This window comes from Acinetobacter sp. CIP-A165 (assembly GCF_000367985.1).
GTDB lineage: Bacteria > Pseudomonadota > Gammaproteobacteria > Pseudomonadales > Moraxellaceae > Acinetobacter.
On sequence record NZ_KB849206.1, the window covers coordinates 468,844 to 487,529 of the forward strand.

At 40.1% G+C, this 18,686-nt stretch carries 18 protein-coding genes; 7 read left to right on the plus strand and 11 right to left on the minus strand.

Annotated features, from left to right (window positions below; translation table 11 throughout):
• Positions 1-80 precede the first annotated feature (80 nt).
• Entirely contained in the window at positions 81-533 is a 453-nt protein-coding gene (locus F991_RS16455; RefSeq protein ID WP_004673544.1) for a PACE efflux transporter, read from the minus strand.
• Positions 534-627: 94 nt separating this feature from the next.
• Here F991_RS16455 and F991_RS16460 point away from each other — a divergent pair, with 94 nt between their 5' ends.
• On the plus strand, positions 628-1,521 hold the full coding sequence (locus F991_RS16460; RefSeq protein WP_004673547.1) for a LysR family transcriptional regulator: 894 nt from the start codon (positions 628-630) through the stop codon (positions 1,519-1,521).
• A 342-nt stretch (positions 1,522-1,863) separates the two neighbouring features.
• On the opposite strand, the gene F991_RS16465 is transcribed toward F991_RS16460, so the two are convergent.
• Complete coding sequence (locus F991_RS16465) at positions 1,864-2,265, minus strand: MarR family winged helix-turn-helix transcriptional regulator (protein WP_004673548.1); 402 nt, start codon at positions 2,263-2,265, stop codon at positions 1,864-1,866.
• A gap of 121 nt (positions 2,266-2,386) precedes the next feature.
• On the opposite strand from F991_RS16465, the gene F991_RS16470 reads away from it, so the two are divergent.
• The gene (locus tag F991_RS16470; protein ID WP_004673551.1) at positions 2,387-2,863 is read left to right on the plus strand and encodes a GNAT family N-acetyltransferase; all 477 of its coding nucleotides are present in this window, start codon (positions 2,387-2,389) and stop codon (positions 2,861-2,863) included.
• A 505-nt stretch (positions 2,864-3,368) separates the two neighbouring features.
• Positions 3,369-3,710, plus strand: a complete 342-nt coding sequence (locus F991_RS16475) for a DHCW motif cupin fold protein (protein WP_004673553.1) — start codon at positions 3,369-3,371, stop codon at positions 3,708-3,710.
• Between the two features lie 444 nt (positions 3,711-4,154).
• On the opposite strand, the gene F991_RS16480 is transcribed toward F991_RS16475, so the two are convergent.
• The 3 genes from F991_RS16480 to F991_RS16490 all read right to left on the minus strand — a co-directional run bounded on the left by F991_RS16480 (position 4,155) and on the right by F991_RS16490 (position 7,801).
• A complete protein-coding gene (locus tag F991_RS16480; protein ID WP_004672268.1) occupies positions 4,155-5,363 on the minus strand; it encodes an IS256 family transposase in 1,209 nt (402 codons plus the stop codon).
• A 155-nt stretch (positions 5,364-5,518) separates the two neighbouring features.
• The gene (locus F991_RS16485; RefSeq protein ID WP_004668300.1) at positions 5,519-6,853 is read right to left on the minus strand and encodes an ISNCY-like element ISAba32 family transposase; all 1,335 of its coding nucleotides are present in this window, start codon (positions 6,851-6,853) and stop codon (positions 5,519-5,521) included.
• Between the two features lie 138 nt (positions 6,854-6,991).
• Entirely contained in the window at positions 6,992-7,801 is an 810-nt protein-coding gene (locus F991_RS16490) for a hypothetical protein (protein WP_004673555.1), read from the minus strand.
• Between the two features lie 158 nt (positions 7,802-7,959).
• Here F991_RS16490 and F991_RS16495 point away from each other — a divergent pair, with 158 nt between their 5' ends.
• A complete protein-coding gene (locus F991_RS16495) occupies positions 7,960-9,294 on the plus strand; it encodes an ISNCY-like element ISAba32 family transposase (RefSeq protein WP_004668300.1) in 1,335 nt (444 codons plus the stop codon).
• Positions 9,295-9,402: 108 nt separating this feature from the next.
• Here F991_RS16495 and asd read toward each other — a convergent pair whose 3' ends face one another.
• From asd to pncB, 3 genes are all read right to left on the minus strand, one after another.
• Complete coding sequence (gene asd / locus F991_RS16500) at positions 9,403-10,254, minus strand: archaetidylserine decarboxylase (RefSeq protein ID WP_004673558.1); 852 nt, start codon at positions 10,252-10,254, stop codon at positions 9,403-9,405.
• The gene (locus tag F991_RS16505) at positions 10,251-11,099 is read right to left on the minus strand and encodes a sulfurtransferase (protein WP_004673559.1); all 849 of its coding nucleotides are present in this window, start codon (positions 11,097-11,099) and stop codon (positions 10,251-10,253) included. The genes asd and F991_RS16505 overlap by 4 nt, the downstream gene beginning before the upstream one ends.
• A 369-nt stretch (positions 11,100-11,468) precedes the next feature.
• Positions 11,469-12,671 carry a nicotinate phosphoribosyltransferase gene (gene pncB, locus F991_RS16510; protein WP_004673560.1) on the minus strand — a complete coding sequence of 401 codons (1,203 nt, stop codon included), beginning with the start codon at positions 12,669-12,671 and terminating at the stop codon, positions 11,469-11,471.
• Between the two features lie 151 nt (positions 12,672-12,822).
• Here pncB and dtd point away from each other — a divergent pair, with 151 nt between their 5' ends.
• Complete coding sequence (dtd, locus tag F991_RS16515) at positions 12,823-13,263, plus strand: D-aminoacyl-tRNA deacylase (protein WP_004673562.1); 441 nt, start codon at positions 12,823-12,825, stop codon at positions 13,261-13,263.
• Between the two features lie 49 nt (positions 13,264-13,312).
• Here dtd and F991_RS16520 read toward each other — a convergent pair whose 3' ends face one another.
• From F991_RS16520 to serB, 3 genes are all read right to left on the minus strand, one after another.
• A complete protein-coding gene (locus F991_RS16520; protein ID WP_004673563.1) occupies positions 13,313-13,792 on the minus strand; it encodes a hypothetical protein in 480 nt (159 codons plus the stop codon).
• Between the two features lie 142 nt (positions 13,793-13,934).
• Positions 13,935-14,270, minus strand: coding sequence for a ciprofloxacin tolerance protein AciT (gene aciT / locus F991_RS16525; RefSeq protein ID WP_004673565.1), 336 nt, complete (start codon positions 14,268-14,270; stop codon positions 13,935-13,937).
• Positions 14,271-14,679: 409 nt separating this feature from the next.
• The gene (serB, locus tag F991_RS16530; RefSeq protein WP_004673567.1) at positions 14,680-15,900 is read right to left on the minus strand and encodes a phosphoserine phosphatase SerB; all 1,221 of its coding nucleotides are present in this window, start codon (positions 15,898-15,900) and stop codon (positions 14,680-14,682) included.
• 63 nt (positions 15,901-15,963) lie between these two features.
• On the opposite strand from serB, the gene F991_RS16535 reads away from it, so the two are divergent.
• Both F991_RS16535 and ribBA read left to right on the plus strand, forming a co-directional pair.
• Positions 15,964-17,256: a hypothetical protein gene (locus F991_RS16535; protein ID WP_171063505.1), complete on the plus strand. Its 1,293-nt coding sequence runs from the start codon at positions 15,964-15,966 to the stop codon at positions 17,254-17,256.
• Positions 17,257-17,563: 307 nt separating this feature from the next.
• A complete protein-coding gene (gene ribBA, locus F991_RS16540) occupies positions 17,564-18,685 on the plus strand; it encodes a bifunctional 3,4-dihydroxy-2-butanone-4-phosphate synthase/GTP cyclohydrolase II (RefSeq protein WP_004673570.1) in 1,122 nt (373 codons plus the stop codon).
• Position 18,686: the final 1 nt, after the last annotated feature.

Consider the following 18,686-nt stretch of genomic DNA (forward strand, 5'->3'; position numbering starts at 1 on the left):
ACACAATAGTTATAGTGCATTTTAAATTTAAACAAGCCGATCCCAACAGATCGGCTTGTTTAGCTTTAGCTGATTGAAAATTAGCTGCTTACTTTTGCATCCAGTTCCGTTGCTTCAAGCAAATGACTCGGCAAACCAAAAATATGATCAAAAAGATAATTATAAACAAAGGTATAGCATGGGATGATCACCATCAAACTAAAATCTAGCAAGAAGGCTTTGAGCAAACTAATTTGCATCCACCATGCAATCAATGGGATCAAAATCATCACCAATATGATTTGGAAGCCAATCGCATGTGCAATTCGTCTCCACACCGTTCGTGTTTTGGAAATTTGGGTTTTTTCCCACATCTCAAAAGCATAGTTATAAAAGAAATTGACCGTGACGGCGATCACCGCAATCAGAATCGATAAAGGCCCTGTATGGCTAATCGTGGTGCCAGAAAGTGCAGCCAAAATCAGCGCACAGATCAAAAAGCTAAACACTTCATAGAAAAATACATAAGTTACTCTTCTTTTTGTTCCTTGCATGACGACACCTTTAAATCAATAATCAGTGGATTTTACGCCTTAAATCTGATAAAAAAAGTCAATCGTGATCAGATTTACTGACAAGGAAATAGGCATGAAACTCAATAGTGAACAGCTCGAGTTAATCCTTGAGATAATTGATCGAGGTAATTTTTCAGCCGCTGCGCGTGCGTTGAATCGCGTACCTTCCGCAGTCAGTATGGCAATCGCCAATTTAGAAGCTGAATTGAATTTAAAATTATTTGAACGCAGTAAAAATCATCTTGCTCCGACCGACGTTGCGCTGTCGATTGAGCCGCATGCACGATTGATCGTAACCAAAATGCGCCAATTAGAACTACATCTAACCGAGCTCTCCACAGGATTAGAAACTGATATTTCAATTGGTGTCGCGGCGGATATCAATCAGAAGTTTTTATTGGCAGGTATTGAACATCTGATTCAACGTTATCCATTGCTAAATATTGAAATGCTCAGTGCGCCACAACAAGAGCTGAAAACACGTCTGCAAAATAATGAAATAGATCTGTATATCGCCTATAGCTCATCGTCGATCGACATCAATGAGCGCTTCCGATTATTGGGCGTTGAAAAATTTGTGGCGGCTGTTTCGCCCAAAAAAGCACAACAGCTGAAATATCATAATAAGAATGAACTGACGATGCTTTCAGAGTTGAGACAAATCGTGATTGCCAGTAAAAATTATCCGCTTCCCGATCCTCGTGTCTTGGTTTCTGATTCTTGTTGGTATACCGATAATTTATCAATGGCAATCAGTATGGTTGAACAAGGCATGGGTTGGGGAAATTTTCCACTTTCGGTGGTGAGTGAGCATTTCTCTAAACGGAGCTTGGTACGATTAGAATTTAACGATACCACCAATGGACTGGATATGCCGATCCATGCAATTTGGCCGAGTCATAAACCGTTGAGTAAGGCGTTACAATTGCTAATTGAACTTTGGGTTAAACAAATTGACGTCGAATAAAAAAAGCCCGACATCCTGTCGAGCTTTTTTCCGTATTCCTTTCACTAGATACCATTCCTGTTGTATCTCACATCCCGATGCGAAAACTTATTGTTATTGTTTTATGTTTTGGAACTTCCTGTTCCTGATGAGTTCATATTAGATAATTTGATTGGGTCTGAATATGGGACATTGCCCCTAATCCTTGTAAGAAAAAGCGTACAGGGTTTTAGATTTGAAAAACTGCTGATCAAAAGCCAAAAAATCTCAAATTCGTTTTCGATATAGCTTTTACCACTACAGAAGATATTTCGACTTTTCCCGTATAGCGTCTATTGTTCTTTGTAGAAAACCAACTCACAATCAAAGACGTTTTAAGAGATCGGTTAGCATTAATATTTGATCTTCTCCTAGACTATCCTCGATTTCTTGTTGAACCTTCTGCCAATGAGGAAGCGCTGCTTTTAGAAGCTGACGCCCCTGTTGCGTTAATTTTAAAGTGACTTCCCTTTGATCTTTATCGCCTTGTGTCAGTTCAACAAGCGCCATTTTCGCTAGAACTTTCACATTCCGCCCCACTGTCGAACGCTCTAACTCCATCATTTTTGCTAAAGACGTGAGACTAATCGGCTCTGTTCTCTTAATCATTGATAAAAGAGAGAATTGGGTAATATTGATGCCAAACTCAGCCAATACGGCATTATAACGATGCCCTAAACGTCGGGAAGCACTGCGTAACTTTGCACTGTAACAAGGTAAAATCATAAGTCCAATTAATCCCTTCAGGTTAAGCTTAGTTTGACACAAATGATAAATCTTGTAGAACGGATATCTTTCCACTAACATGAGGGTATATACCCGTATTTTTCACTACTGTGGTTGATCTATGAAAATTGTTGAATATAACGATAAGTTTAAAGATGATGTTATTGATTTAATTTTAAGTATTCAAAATATTGAATTTGATGTCGGTATCCCGTTAGCTGAGCAACCTGATATTCAAGATATACCTAAATACTTTATTACATCAGGTGGAAATTTTTGGTTAGCATTAGATCAAAACGACAAACTGATCGGAACAATTGGGCTTCAAGCACTTACCCCACAAATAGCTATTTTAAAAAAGTTTTTTGTTATTTCCGAATATCGAGGCCATCAAGTTGGAATGGCTTTATATAGTGAGCTTTTAAAATTTGCTGAAATAAATCAATTTTTAGAAATCTTTTTAGATACGCCAGCTAAAGCAACTCAATCACATAAATTCTATCGTAAAGCTGGATTTGAAGAAGTTGCCAAGGAGCTATTACCTGTTGTATACCAATATCCAGACAGAGATTCACTCATTTTTCATTTAAAACTTTAAGCTAGGGAAATAGGGATTCAGTCGAGTTATCAGGCATTCCCCCCACTCAACAACATCAGAGATTAGGTAAAAATTTGAAAGAAAAAAGCTCGACATCCTGTCGAGCTTTTTTCCGTATTCCTTTCACTAGATACCATTCCTGTTGTATCTCACATCCCGATGCGAAAACTTATGATTCTTGTTTTATGTTTTGGAACTTCCTGTTCCTGATGAGTTCATATTAGGTGATTCGATTGGGTCTGAATATGGGACATTGCCCCTAATCGTTGTAAGAAAAAGCGTACAGCGTTGCGTTTAAGAATCTGGCAACAAGTACCTAAACTGCTCATAAAAAAAGCTATTTTGTTTCAAATCTACCGCTTTTATGGTTGTCGATGCGAATAAACTTTTAATTTTGATTATCGAATTAATTTTCTTTCACATAGTAACCATTATATTAAAGGCGTATTGCAAAAACTAAATTTATCTATAGTTTAAGAATGAACCTAAATTTTTGGAACAGAATATGAATATTTTTCCTTTTCCATTTCAAGTTACTGATTGGGAAAAAATAGAAACCACAGAATACAGTGGAGAAACAGGAAAAGCGTATTGGAAGACCCAATATTTTGGTGAAGAAACCAATAAAATTCGAGTAAGAATTGTCGAGTATTCAGCCAATTACTTAGCCGATCATTGGTGTGAAAAAGGTCATATTTTATTTTGCTTAGAAGGTGAACTTGAAAGTAGATTAAAAGATGGTCGCACCTTTATTTTAACCCAAGGAATGAGCTATCAAGTTGGTGATCATGCCGAGCCGCACCAATCCTTCAGTTTGAATGGTGCTAAATTATTAATCATTGATTGAATTAATGTAATGCAGTTGATGCAAACTTAAATTAATGACATTCAATGCATCCATCCAGTGATAGATCAGACTTTAAGTAAAAATTTGAAAGAAAAAAGCCCGACATCCTGTCGAGCTTTTTTCCGTATTCCTTTCACTAGATACCATTCCTGTTGTATCTCACATCCCGATGCGAAAACCTATCATTCTTGTTTTATGTTTTGGAACTTCCTGTTCCTGATGAGTTCATATTAGGTGATTTGATTGGGGCTGAATATGGGACATTGGCTGGAATTGGTGTAGGAAAAAGCGTACAGGGTTGTGATTAAAAGTTTAGAGGAAAGTGCCTAAACAGCTCATTAAAACTGAATTGTTTCTAATCGACCTTTCTGATCTTTTTTGATATTACTAAAAAATTTTAAGTATTTGATTTGAGGGTGTAAATAATTCTGTGTAAATACAGTTTTAAAAATACTTGGTTACACGCTCTTCAAACATGATACTAAAGCGATTCATGGCAGCTTTCCAATTCTGAATAGGCATCGTCCATTTTTTGCTTGCTGCCATAATTGCTAAATATACCACCTTTTTCACGGAATCATCAGTTGGGAAGATTTTTCTTTTCTTGGTTGCATGGCGGATAACGCTGTTCAATGATTCAATCGCATTCGTCGTGTAAATCGCTTTGCGAATATCCATAGAATAAGCGAAAAACGTGTTTAGATTCGACCAGTTGGCAAGCCATGACTTGCTGATTTGAGGATACTTCTCATCCCATTTTTGTCCAAATTCATCTAAAGCCTGTAAGGCTGCGTCTTCTGTAACAGCTTGATATATCTTTTTTAAATCGGCTGTGACAGCTTTGTAGTCTTTCCAACTCACATATTTAAGGTTGTTGCGTACCATGTGGATGATACACAACTGAATATGCGTATCAGGGTAAATTGTATTGATTGCATCAGGAAAGCCCTTCAGTCCATCTACGCAGGCAATCAGAATATCCTTTAACCCACGATTTTTCAGTTCTGTAAGGACTGAGAGCCAAAATTTAGAACCTTCGTTTTCTGACATCCACATACCTAATAAGTCTTTCTGTCCGTCTGTATTGACACCTAATGCCAGATACACCGCTTTGTTAATAATCGTACTATCTTGACGCACTTTCACGACGATACAATCCATATAGACAATAGGATAAAGGGCATCCAATGGTCGATTTTGCCATTCTATTACTTGTTCTTTAACTGCATCCGTCACTTTGGAAATAAGCGTTGGGGAGACGTCCGCATCGTACATTTCCTTGAATGTGGCAACGATATCTCGTGTCGTCATGCCTTTGGCGTATAGGGATAGGATTTGGCTATCCATTTGTGTGATACGGGTTTGACTCTTCTTGATCAGCTGGGGCTCAAAAGTGCCATCACGATCTCTAGGCGTGTCTAGTTCAAATTCACCATCATCAGTAAATAGCCGTTTGGTTGTATAGCCATTACGTGTATTTTTGCCTATACGAGGACTATTCTTCTCATAGCCTAAATGTTCAGTCAGTTCAGCATTGAGTGCAGTTTCAACGGTGAGTTTCTTTAAAGCTTTACTGAAATTATTCAGGTCAGCTTCTGTTTTTAAGTTCTTAGCAAATTCTTTTGCCAATGCCAGCATTGCTTCATCTTTCATGGTAAACACCTGTGTTGCCCCCCAACAGCGTTGAGGGATAGTTTAAGCGTTTACACAGTTTTATTTACAGTCTCTTTGATTTTATTAATTAAACTGTATTTTGTTATTCACCAATTAAAATGTCTATGCGATAAACCATTTAAAATGTCCTGTTTTTAACCACAAGAGTCAAGCACAGGATTTAACTTTCTTTGTTCAATAACAGCTTTCTGAGCTTTACGACTCGGCATACTTTTCTTGAGACGGGAACGTTTATTCTGTTTTTCCAACTCTTCATGCTGTTGCTGAATATGTGCCAGAACTGTACCTAACCGTTTATTCTCAACGATCTCATTCTGCTGTAGCCCAGCTAACTTATTGAAAATGCTGTAGTTGAGCTTTCGTCCCTCGTGCATGAGGGCCACAGTCCCATCCGGGTACTCCAGAAATGAAATATATTGCCCAACAAGCTTATGATTCAGCTCTATCGGTTCAAGCAGATAAATACATTTGTCATAGGTCAGGGTCAGATTCTTGGTGACCTTACGCGGTTCCTGCCAGGTAAAAATATCATCCAGTTCAAGATGAGATTCGGTTAATGGCCGATGTAAATTCTTTGAGTTTCGCGCACACTTGGCAAACTTCTGATTGAAATGCTCAATAAAGCAGGGCAGCCAGGCATTTGCCTCGGCAATTGAACAGATACCTTCTAGGCGCATTTCCTTGATCAGGCGATCCTGGAGTGTTCTATTGGCACGTTCCACACGGCCTTTAGCCTGGGGTGAGTTGGCGAAGATAATATCAATATTTAACTCATTCAGAATCCGCCCAAATTGCGTGATCTGGCTATCTTGGCTCGATTTCTGATTCACTCGGAATACCGAGTGTTTATCGCTATAAAACGCTAAAGGCTTGCCGTATTGCTCAATGTAGGCTCGGGTTGAAAGCATATAATCAAAGGTCGTTTCAGCCTCACAAAAGCGCAGATGCAACAGCTTTCCAGTGGCGTCATCGATATAAACCAGCAAGCAGCATTTGGAAGCTCGGCCTTCAAACCAGTCATGATATGAGCCATCGATCTGGATCAGCTCACCGAAGCAATCACGGTTATATCTAGGCTGATACGGACGTTTCAGACGCTTGGATCGAGGAATCCACAGGTCATTTGCAGTCATCCAGCGACGAACCGTTTCTACCGGGATATGCAGACCAAACATGCTGCTGAGCTTCTCATGCGCCAAGGTGGGTCCAAAGCCCAGCAAATGTTCAGCAATAATGGAAAGGCACTTTGATTTTAACAAGTCATCATGGCGACGATGGCCAGGTTGACCACGACTGGCATGTGCCATACCTGAGACACCATCTTGATTGAGTTTCTGCAATAACCGGGTAATTTGACGGGTGGAAAGATTCAGGATTTCAGCAGCACGGACCTGGGTAATACGATGATCTCTAACGTCTTGCAGAACTGCAAGACGTTGAATTTCTTTATCAGACATAGTGATCAGCATCTATATTTTATATCCAGTCCATGGTGATAAAAACCATCATAAACCAGACATTTTTATTGGTGAGAATATAGACACTTTAAATGGGTTCTAACAATTTTCTTCACATAACGCCCATTATGTTAAATGGATTTATAAAATTTATTTTCTATTCCATTCACGAGTTCCACTAATTTCTGACATTACGTCCTCAAATTCAAAGTTAGGATCTAAATTAGGGGAATATTCTCCTCTCTTATTTGCATAAACAAATTGCTGACAATCACAGTTATTTCCATCCTCACCACAATCCATACACTCAGCATTACAAGCATCTATCATTCTATCAATCGCTTCATGAGGCTCATAACTATATGGAAAACTACCATATCCTGTACTGCCATAGATTCTTCCATTAATAAAGTCATCTACATCATTTGTGTTATGTAAATCACAATTGAAGATAGCTGCAACTGGTCTTAGTACCACTCTTGAATAATCAAATTTATGGGACTGCATTTCAAAAAAAATTTTCCCTTGTTTTTGATTTAAACAGTGAAATGATAAATCACCATATACATCAATTAAGTGTTGATACCTAGTTTTATTCAGTTCTACATGTTTGAATGAATTATTCACAGCATCTAATAAAGAAAATTTATTATTGATATGGTTACATCCATCTACAGCATATTTTTCATCAAAACTTCTAATGAAATTTGTTCTAAAAATATTTGAATGCTTTTGTGCAATGAAAACCATGTAATCAATGGCATGTGCAAGTATGGCATTGAATGAAAATGCATGATGAAGTTTTAATTTATTTTCATCTAAAAACTCAAAAAACTCTTGTGATGCAGGAATAAGAACATCATTTTTATAAGATAAAAAGTACTTTGCATCTTCTTCACTAGATTTTACATTATATATATTCCAATTTTTCTCAGTACTTTCATCGTCGATATTCAACATAACTATTACTCTTAGTTCTTTAAATTTTCTACAATTAACATAATACACCTTATGCGAAATATGTATGTTAGAACCCATTTAAAGTGTCTATATTCTCACCAATAAAAATGTCTGGTTTATGATGGTTTTTATCACCATGGACTGGATATAAAATATAGATGCTGATCACTATGTCTGATAAAGAAATTCAACGTCTTGCAGTTCTGCAAGACGTTAGAGATCATCGTATTACCCAGGTCCGTGCTGCTGAAATCCTGAATCTTTCCACCCGTCAAATTACCCGGTTATTGCAGAAACTCAATCAAGATGGTGTCTCAGGTATGGCACATGCCAGTCGTGGTCAACCTGGCCATCGTCGCCATGATGACTTGTTAAAATCAAAGTGCCTTTCCATTATTGCTGAACATTTGCTGGGCTTTGGACCCACCTTGGCGCATGAGAAGCTCAGCAGCATGTTTGGTCTGCATATCCCGGTAGAAACGGTTCGTCGCTGGATGACTGCAAATGACCTGTGGATTCCTCGATCCAAGCGTCTGAAACGTCCGTATCAGCCTAGATATAACCGTGATTGCTTCGGTGAGCTGATCCAGATCGATGGCTCATATCATGACTGGTTTGAAGGCCGAGCTTCCAAATGCTGCTTGCTGGTTTATATCGATGACGCCACTGGAAAGCTGTTGCATCTGCGCTTTTGTGAGGCTGAAACGACCTTTGATTATATGCTTTCAACCCGAGCCTACATTGAGCAATACGGCAAGCCTTTAGCGTTTTATAGCGATAAACACTCGGTATTCCGAGTGAATCAGAAATCGAGCCAAGATAGCCAGATCACGCAATTTGGGCGGATTCTGAATGAGTTAAATATTGATATTATCTTCGCCAACTCACCCCAGGCTAAAGGCCGTGTGGAACGTGCCAATAGAACACTCCAGGATCGCCTGATCAAGGAAATGCGCCTAGAAGGTATCTGTTCAATTGCCGAGGCAAATGCCTGGCTGCCCTGCTTTATTGAGCATTTCAATCAGAAGTTTGCCAAGTGTGCGCGAAACTCAAAGAATTTACATCGGCCATTAACCGAATCTCATCTTGAACTGGATGATATTTTTACCTGGCAGGAACCGCGTAAGGTCACCAAGAATCTGACCCTGACCTATGACAAATGTATTTATCTGCTTGAACCGATAGAGCTGAATCATAAGCTTGTTGGGCAATATATTTCATTTCTGGAGTACCCGGATGGGACTGTGGCCCTCATGCACGAGGGACGAAAGCTCAACTACAGCATTTTCAATAAGTTAGCTGGGCTACAGCAGAATGAGATCGTTGAGAATAAACGGTTAGGTACAGTTCTGGCACATATTCAGCAACAGCATGAAGAGTTGGAAAAACAGAATAAACGTTCCCGTCTCAAGAAAAGTATGCCGAGTCGTAAAGCTCAGAAAGCTGTTATTGAACAAAGAAAGTTAAATCCTGTGCTTGACTCTTGTGGTTAAAAACAGGACATTTTAAATGGTTTATCGCATAGACATTTTAATTGGTGAATAACAATGTAAAAAAAGCCTCTTAAAATATTAAGAGGCTTTTTAAAAATTACTTATAAATTAAACTGAATGACCCAACCGCTCACCCATCACAACAGCCGAATTGGCTTTAAACTGTTCGTCCCACACCATCTTGTCTTTTTCAAACAATATCACTGCGGTTGAACCGAGATAGAAACGACCTAACTCAGCGCCTTTCTCAAGTTTCATCTGATGATGCTGTAACTCAACGCGACCTGTAGGTTTTACTTTACCTGTTGCAACAGTCTCAATCCCTGCCACAATCATTGCACCCACTAAAACCACAGCCATACGACCAAGCTCAGTATCGAACAAACACACCATGCGTTCATTACGCGCAAATAAACCAGGAATGTTTTCCGCAGTCACTTGGTTCACTGAAAATAATTCACCCGGAATATATAAGGTTTCCGTCAATGTGCCTGCCAACGGCATATGCACACGGTGATAATCTTTAGGAGACAAGTAAACAGTCGCAAATTGACCTTCATGGAATGGCTTCGCCAATTGCGGATCACCAATCAATTTCTCAACAGAAAAACTCTGACCTTTGGCTTGAAAAATATCACCCGCTTCAATTTTACCTAGCTGTGAAATCGCACCATCCGCAGGGCAAACAACACTATCTGCTCGCTCATCTACACCACGTACACCATTTTTTAAGGCACGGGTAAAAAATTCATTGAAAGACTTGTATTGCAAGGCATTGCTTTGCTCAGCAATACTCATATCAATACCATATTTTGCTTTAAATGCTTGAATAACAGCAGTTTTGACCAAAACATTTTCACTTGCGGCAACCTTGCCAATAACACGACTGAGCTGATGTTGCGGTACTAAATTTTGTGCTTTGATAAAGAATTGTTTTTTTAAATCTGCTGCAAAACTCAAGACGGTGACTCCCCTGAAATAATAGGACTATCGAGGCGATTGCCCCATTCACTCCACGCACCATCGTAGGCTCTGACTTGCCAATTGAGCAATCTCGCTAAAATATACGCCAAACCTGAACGATGATGTGACTGACAATACACCACGACAGGTTGTTGTAAATCAAAGCCTAATTGCTCTAAACGTTGTTGAGTGCGTTCAAGCGAGTGTAATTTTAGATGATTTTCACGATTAAGGGCAGTACTCCACTCAAAATGCATTGCATTTGGGATGTGACCGCCGCGTCGCGCAGCTAAACGCAGACCTGTATATTCTTCATGACTACGACAATCCCACAACTGGATATTGTGTTCCTGAACCTGCACTAATAATTCATTGTATTCAATGCGGTGTTGTTGCACAGCATCCAAATCCACCTGTACAAGTTCACGAACAGGAGTAACAGGTTCAACATCTGTGGTCGTTGGTAAACTTGCACCTAACCAAGCGTGAATGCCGCCATTGATTAGACTGGTGCGAGTAAACCCAAGGCAATGTAAATTCCAGATCAAGCGCCCTGCCCAAGCCCCGCCTTCATCGTCATAGACCACTACATGATGCTGAGGTGAAATATTTAATTTTTCAATCAAGGCTTTTAAACCCTCTACATCGGGCAATACACCATTGGCTTGTTCATTTTGCGCAACTAAATATTTAGGTTGTAAATGAATCGCATGGGTAATATGCAACTGTTCATAAACTGATGCCCGACTTAAATCAATCACACGAATCAATTCATGCCCAAAATGCGGAACAAGTTGTTCAGGTTCAATCAGTAAACCGAGTTTAAAATCAATGTCAGTCATTGTTATGGAATCTTGTGATCACAGCATTGTGATTGATTTTAGCATAGCTCAGTTTGTATCTTTGTCTGATTTTTTGCATTCATTTGGCAGCAAATCAGATATAGCAATAAGTCCAACGATTATGAATTAAAAGTATAAAACTTAATAACATTAAGAAAGTTAAGCCTTGTAAATCTCTAGAGAAAGTTTACTGGTGCGAAGGCGGCATGGATGCCGCCTGTTGAACTTCGGCATCAAGGATGTGCCGTCAGTTCAACAAAAGATTTTTGTTACTTTTGATCTTTCAAAAGTAAAGAATAACTCTACAAATCACTTGTAAGATTTAAGCCATTCCATGACAGCACTCGCTTTTTAGTGATCAAAAAATAATTAAACGTCCTCAATCTCAAACACCTGTCGCAAATAAGCAAGGAAGGTCTCATTATCACTCATGGTTTTACCTGAACTATCCGAGATTTTGGCTACAGATTGTCGATTACACTCCACCAATTTCAACACAATATTCAACGGTGTCTGCCCCATATCATTGGTCAGATTGGTCCCTATTCCAAAACTAACTTGGAAGCGATCTTTAAAATACTGATGTAATAACCATGCCTTTTCTAAATCAAGACCATCACTAAAGGTCAGCATCTTGGTCTTGGTATCAATTTTTAATTTACGATAGTGAGCATAAGCTTTGTCACCCCACTCATACGGATCACCACTGTCATGGCGCAAGCCATCAAACAACTTGGCAAAATACAAATCAAAATCACGCAAGAACGCGTCCATACCGACCACATCGGTCAAAGCAATACCAAGATCTCCCCGATACTCTTGTACCCACGCTTCTAGTGCCGCTTTCTGGAAGTTGCGTAATCGCACATCCAATGCCTGAAAGGCTTGTAAAAACTCATGTGCCATGGTTCCGATGGGGCTAATACCGAGTTCTTTAGCTAACAGCACATTACTGGTTCCACGGAATACGGTTGGTGCAGCAGTATGAAACGCTTGTACCACATGCTTCTGCCATTCAAAACTATAACGGCGACGTGTTCCAAAATCTGAAACCAAAAAGGGTGGATCATTTTCTTGTTGTAATTCAGCGTACTGTTGCAACTGAATCAACTTCTGCTGTAAGCGACGCTCACCTTCAACCCAAACATCATCATGACGAATACGGCGGAAATACAATTCATTGACGATGGCCAAGACAAAAATCTCAAACATCATCGCTTGAACCATGGGTCCTTCGATTCGAATATCCAAACGCCCAGCGTCATCAACACTGGCCTGAATAAAACGACGTTTCAGTTGGAACAATTCTAGATAATCAACGAAATCGCTTTTGATAAAGCGCAATGAACGTAAGTATTGCAGCTCATCTTCTGCAAATTTTAAATCGCATAACAAATCGAGTTGATGATTTAAATCAGCTAAAATTTCTGCCAGAGGATAAGCCGTATCTTTTAAATTCCGACAACGAAATAAATAAACACTATGGGTTTGCGGAAACTGATGTAACACCACTTGCAACATGGTGAATTTATATAAGTCGGTGTCGAGTAAAGATCGAATAATGGCAGACATAGGTGCTGGTTTTAACCCATTCTTTTGCAAATATATCTCGTTATACAACCAAAGCGCTGCTGTTGGATAGTAGACTTTTGCTGCAAAGTCACTTTTTAATCAAGCTTCTCTGCTAAAATCGCCTGTCTTTTTTCAATTCTCTTTCAATGTTATGCGCGCAGTTATTCAACGAGTCCTCGAAGCCAAGGTTGTGGTTGACGGTCAAACGACTGGTGAGATTCAACACGGTTTATTGGTGTTTTTAGGCCTCGGTAAAGAAGATACCTTAGAGAAAGGGCGAAAGTTGATTGATAAGATTCTAAAATATCGAATCTTTGATGATGAACAAGGCAAAATGGGCTGGAATGTCAGCCAAGCCAAGGGTGGGATTTTATTGGTATCTCAATTCACCCTCATGGCACAAACCCAAAAAGGCTTACGACCCGATTTTGGACCTGCTATGCCACCGACTGAAGCCAAAGCGCTGTATGAACAATTGGTTGAGTATAGCCGTCAACAATTTGAACAGGTTGAAACAGGGGTTTTTGCAGCGGATATGAAAGTGCACTTAATCAATGATGGTCCAGTGACTTTTAACTTAGAAATCGAATAATTCCAAACAATAAAAAAACGCCCAAATTGGGCGTTTTTTTATAGCTTTTTTATCTGCCCGTTTTTTCTTTAATAAATGCACGAACTTGACGAAGCTTCTGTTTTACAGGTTTTGGCACTTTAGGTGGAATTAATTTCGCAGCTTGGTTGAACCACACCAACAAACTAAAATCACCTTCCATTTTAATACTGCCATCTTGCATCCCAGTCATGAATGCAGTTGGATCACCTTTCACTAACGTTTTTACGCCTTGCTCACTATCAGCAAATTGTAAAATAAAGTCAGCTTTTTCTGGGCTACCTGCAACTGTCTCAATCTTGCCATGATTCACAAGGATTTGACGCGCCAATCCTAGATCAGTTCCGATTTGAATACGGAATTCGCGATCATGTACCAACTCAATAAACTTCGGGCTAGTACGTGCTAATTGCTTCATACGTAACGCCAAACCTGCCACTAACAAATCAAGTGGATCAGTACTTACATCAACAATAGGTAGCTTAACCACAGGTAAAGAAGAAAGCTTCATGACATTTATGCCTACAGTATATGGTGGAAATTAAGACAATCCGTATCCTAGCACAATTGTAGAAAGGTCGGTAAAAGCTTTGTCACAGAATACAACAAAGGCATGCTGAGCATGCCTTTGTTGTTGTTCAAATTATTATAAATTATCGGCTAGAACATTGTTGCTGATCATCCTTATATACTGGTGTATGTTCAATATACTGACGATTTGCCAACTGTTTTTGTGCTTGTTTGTCTTCACGTAAAAGGATAAATGTAACCGTCACCATCGCGAGGCTCAGGGCCGTCAGATAACTATAAGCGACTGATATTTCGAAGATGGTTTGCACACCAAAGCGTACCACTTCTAACAGTCCCCAACAGAGCATACCTGCCAACATAAAACCTAACCAACGACGATAAGGAGAAAAGAAAACAGCAATAACTGCGACAGCGATTAAGCCAAATCCAACCCACATGGTGAAATTCGCTGCTTCCATAGGAACCTCCGTCTTAAAAAAGATGGTCTGTATTCTTGTTCAGACCTCATCATAATTGTTCTGTATCTCTAACAGTACTTCGTATTGCATTTGCGTCTTTAAGCATTATGGAGTGTTTTTTTTAGAAAAAAAGAGCCTTAAATTAGCCACACGACACAAGCTGTCGCAATATGCTTTTGTCATTACATTTTTTTAAATTACAAAAGTCCTGAATTTCCATATAGCATCAATTGCAGCGTGTCATTACAAAAAAATAGACCTCAATTCGGATGTATAAAAACTTTTTTCTGAATTTTTTTATCGTTGTTTTTCTATACATTTAGACATAAATATGAAGAAAAAAAGACAGGATAAAAATGCACAGTGCCGCTCAAAAAGCGGCACCATTTTAATGCAATTATCGCTGTGTTTAAGCACGATTCAGGTCTTTATCATGCATTCCTAATAGATACAGCACCCCATCCAAACCCACGCTCGAAATGGCTTGATTGGCATTTTGACGCACCAACGGTTTAGCACGGAAAGCAACGCCTAGCCCAGCGATCGAAAGCATCGGTAAATCATTGGCGCCATCGCCTACCGCCATCGCTTGTTCAAGTGATATCCCCATCCGTTCAGCCAATTGGCGTAACAATTCAGCTTTACGTGCGCCATCAACGATTGCGCCTTGGACTTCACCTGTGACGATGCCATCTTGTACATCTAAGATGTTGGCGTGAACTTCATCAATTCCAAGTTTTTCTTGCAAATATTCAGCGAAATACTGAAAGCCACCAGATAAGATCGCAGTCTTATAACCCAATGATTTTAATGTCGTAATCAGACGCTCAGCACCTTCAGTAATGGTCAAACGTTCGGCGATTTTTGGTAGTACAGACGCGTCTAAACCTTTTAATAGCGCAACACGCGCACGAAAGCTTTGTTGAAAATCCAACTCCCCTTGCATGGCTCGCTCAGTAATTTCAGCCACTTGTGCGCCCACACCCGCTTCCAAAGCAATTTCATCAATCACTTCTTGCTCGATTAAGGTTGAATCCATATCAAAACAGACTAAACGGCGATTACGACGATAGGCATTGTCTTCTTGTACCGCAACATCAATATTTAACTCACCAGATAAACTTAAACAGGCAGCACGCATGGCTTGTGCATCTAGCATTTGACCACTTAAACCAAACTGCACACAGGCACGACGAGGAAAATGACTTTCTTCTTCTAAAGCCAAACGACCTGACAGTCGGGTAACTGTTTCGATATTAAAGCCCTGACCTGAGACAATATTTGTGACGGCTTGCAAGTGTTCTGCGGTTAATTCTGGCGCAAGCGCTGTGACAATATAGCGTGTTCTGCCACCTTCACTGACCCATTGCTCATATTCTGCGTTGGAGATTGGTTTAAATCGAACAGTTAAGCCAATATCATGTGCTAAAATCAGGATCTCTTTCATTGCTAATGCAGTTGCAGTCTCATTATCCGAAGCAACAACAATCCCTAAAGTGAGTTGATTGTGGATAACGGCCTGTCCAACATCGAGTATTTGCAAAGAATGTACGGATAGTACTTGCATTAATCGAGTAAACTGATTCGGTTGATCTGGTCCTAAAAAGGATATAAGAATGATTTCTCGCATGAATTGACTCGTGTTTGAGCGACAACTATTGTGTAAGAATCATAGCATAACCCATGAATCTATTTGCCTTGGAAATTTAACTTGAATGCGCCTCGCCAAGGGCTATTTGCTAGCCTACTGATCGTAAGTTTTGCATTGCATACCTTTTTATTGGTGATTGCAACGACTCATCAACTCAATGAAAATCGCGCCAGCCAAGGACAGCTGATGACCAGTCAGCTGGTGGCAGATAGTCTTGCAGAACTGGAACCCGCCAATACCGTTTCGTTGGCATTGGTTGCCAATCGTTATGCCACCAATCCGAGCGTTGCATCGATTCGTATTTTGAATGCAAATCAGCAAGTGCTGGCGACCAGCGGCATGGCCAAAACACGTCAAGGCGAAGTGTTCGTCCGTGATGCATTGCAAAATGAAAAGAAAGTTGGAACGGTTGAAATTACCTTAATCCAAGCCAGTATTGGTGAAATCCTACGTACCCAATGGTTGGCGATCTTTGCATCCTTATTTATACATTTCCTCATTTGGTTGGCCTATCGTGTGATTGCTCGACCAACACGCAGTGAATACCTAGCGCGTATCAATCAAGAAAATCATCTTAAACATGAGATCCAGCGTTTAACCCAAGCACTTGCGCTCGAAAAGCAAAACACCATCACCTTAGTGGCTCAAGCGCAACAACAAACCAAAGCACAAGCCAAACCGCGTGTTGAAAAAACACCAATAGATCCATCTCAAATGAATCATCAAGCTTTGGCACTCAATATTCAGTTTTATGATCCAAAACAGCTTTTAAATAGTGTCAACCAGTCTGTTTCGGTGCCTTATTTTAAATTGTGCCAATTGTTCTTAGATAAAAGCATCGATCTCTGCGCCAAGCATTATCAAATCGATGCAGCTCAAATTTGCGTGGTACAAGAGTTCAATGCTGAAGGTGCAACCTTATCGACCACCTCGGAACAACCACATGCACTAGAATGTTTGATGATGGTTGGTGCGGTATTCCAGTTATTGGCCGAAGTGCTTTACAAGCGCTATCGTGAAGATAAACGCTTTGCGCTACAAACCCGTGGTGCTGTTGCTAGCGCTGTTGATGCAATGCAACTGGATGCCATCGAAGCCGCAAAACGTTTAACCCAACATTTACATGCCAAAGAAGCGGCCTTACACCTCAACCACGATCAGCTCAAAACCGTTCAACATCGCTATGAGTTGGTTGCGATGCCGAATCCAAGCAATATCATGACACGTCATGCTTTTATGATTAATGGTATGAATGAAGAATGTGCGACCTTGGCACAAACGATACGTACTGAAATCCTGATGGGGAAAAAAGCCAAAGCTGCGACAGAATCTTAATACGCATACTTCATATAAAGAACTGTCATCTCTTTTTATCCACCATCATTCAAGACTTTGCGCCTCCCCTGACGCAAAGTCTTGTTCGTTTTACAATACCTGAGCAAGAGCAAAGCACTGCTTTGATCGCAGCGCAAGGCGAAGCTCGATGACAGAAATATTTTTTTGCTGCAATGAGCGCTATAGCTCCTAAGGTGAAATATCAACAGCCGCTAAGAAGCACAGGCGAAATTTTTTAAAATGCGTTAAACTATGTCAGATTTATCGAATACTAGTGCCTTAAAAGGCAGCAAAAAGGTGAAAACGAATGCCGCTAAGTTGTGTTGAAGAGCTTGTCGCAGATATTCGTGCAGGCAAAATGGTCATTCTTATGGATGACGAAGATCGTGAAAATGAAGGTGATTTAGTCATCGCTGCGACGCATGTGCGTCCTGAAGATATTAACTTCATGATCACCCATGCACGTGGTTTGGTCTGCCTGACCCTGAGTCGCGAACGCTGTAAACAACTCAACCTCCCGCTGATGGTTGACCAAAACGGCGCACAGCATGCAACCAACTTTACGCTTTCAATTGAAGCGGCGGAAGGCATTAGCACTGGAATTTCTGCGGCTGAACGTGCCCATACCATTCACGCTGCAGTTGCTGCACATGCCAAACCAAGTGATATTGTACAACCAGGTCATATTTTCCCATTAATGGCTCAACCGGGCGGTGTACTTCATCGTGCTGGACATACCGAAGCAGGTTGTGATCTGGCTCGACTTGCAGGTTTAGAACCTGCCTCTGTCATTTGTGAAATTATCAATGATGATGGCACCATGGCACGTCGTGCGGATTTGGAGATCTTTGCTGAAAAACATGGTTTAAAAATTGGAACCATTGCAGATCTAATTCACTACCGTATGACCAATGAACAAACCGTAGAGCGTTTGTCGCAAGAAAGCATACAAACTGAATATGGTACATTTGAACTGTATAAATACCGTGAACTTGGTAATCCAGATATTCATTTAGCTTTAGTCAAAGGCGAACCAAAGCAAGGTGTAACCACTGTCCGTGTACATGGTTTCAGCCCAATTCGTGACTTGTTAAAGCTAAATAAAGCAGATGGTTCTTCTGCTTGGAATTTAGATCTTGCCCTTAAAACTATTGCAGCAAGCGAACGTGGCGTTTTAGTTTGGATCGGTCAGGACCATTTACAAGATTTAGGTCATGCTTTCGATCAGTTAAATCAACCAAAACCGCTCAAATCCAATGCTGCACTTTCACATCAATATCAAACCATTGGTGTAGGCGCACAGATTTTACGTGATCTAGGCGTTGAAAAAATGAAGTTGTTGAGTTCTCCACTTCGTTTCAATGCCCTATCAGGATTTAATTTAGAGGTCGTGGAATACATCACTGCCGATCAAATCACAGCAAAATAAT

Excerpts from the sequence above, each read along its gene's own strand:
- F991_RS16480 (WP_004672268.1), bottom strand. The coding sequence starts at position 5,363 with ATGAAAGATGAAGCAATGCTGGCATTGGCAAAAGAATTTGCTAAGAAC.
- F991_RS16475 (WP_004673553.1), top strand. The coding sequence starts at position 3,369 with ATGAATATTTTTCCTTTTCCATTTCAAGTTACTGATTGGGAAAAAATA.
- F991_RS16495 (WP_004668300.1), top strand. The coding sequence starts at position 7,960 with ATGCTGATCACTATGTCTGATAAAGAAATTCAACGTCTTGCAGTTCTG.
- aciT (WP_004673565.1), bottom strand. The coding sequence starts at position 14,270 with ATGGAAGCAGCGAATTTCACCATGTGGGTTGGATTTGGCTTAATCGCT.
- F991_RS16505 (WP_004673559.1), bottom strand. The coding sequence starts at position 11,099 with ATGACTGACATTGATTTTAAACTCGGTTTACTGATTGAACCTGAACAA.
- F991_RS16520 (WP_004673563.1), bottom strand. The coding sequence starts at position 13,792 with ATGAAGCTTTCTTCTTTACCTGTGGTTAAGCTACCTATTGTTGATGTA.
- dtd (WP_004673562.1), top strand. The coding sequence starts at position 12,823 with ATGCGCGCAGTTATTCAACGAGTCCTCGAAGCCAAGGTTGTGGTTGAC.
- F991_RS16455 (WP_004673544.1), bottom strand. The coding sequence starts at position 533 with ATGCAAGGAACAAAAAGAAGAGTAACTTATGTATTTTTCTATGAAGTG.
- F991_RS16470 (WP_004673551.1), top strand. The coding sequence starts at position 2,387 with ATGAAAATTGTTGAATATAACGATAAGTTTAAAGATGATGTTATTGAT.
- serB (WP_004673567.1), bottom strand. The coding sequence starts at position 15,900 with ATGCGAGAAATCATTCTTATATCCTTTTTAGGACCAGATCAACCGAAT.
- F991_RS16490 (WP_004673555.1), bottom strand. The coding sequence starts at position 7,801 with ATGTTGAATATCGACGATGAAAGTACTGAGAAAAATTGGAATATATAT.
- pncB (WP_004673560.1), bottom strand. The coding sequence starts at position 12,671 with ATGTCTGCCATTATTCGATCTTTACTCGACACCGACTTATATAAATTC.
- F991_RS16485 (WP_004668300.1), bottom strand. The coding sequence starts at position 6,853 with ATGCTGATCACTATGTCTGATAAAGAAATTCAACGTCTTGCAGTTCTG.
- F991_RS16465 (WP_004673548.1), bottom strand. The coding sequence starts at position 2,265 with ATGATTTTACCTTGTTACAGTGCAAAGTTACGCAGTGCTTCCCGACGT.
- F991_RS16460 (WP_004673547.1), top strand. The coding sequence starts at position 628 with ATGAAACTCAATAGTGAACAGCTCGAGTTAATCCTTGAGATAATTGAT.
- ribBA (WP_004673570.1), top strand. The coding sequence starts at position 17,564 with ATGCCGCTAAGTTGTGTTGAAGAGCTTGTCGCAGATATTCGTGCAGGC.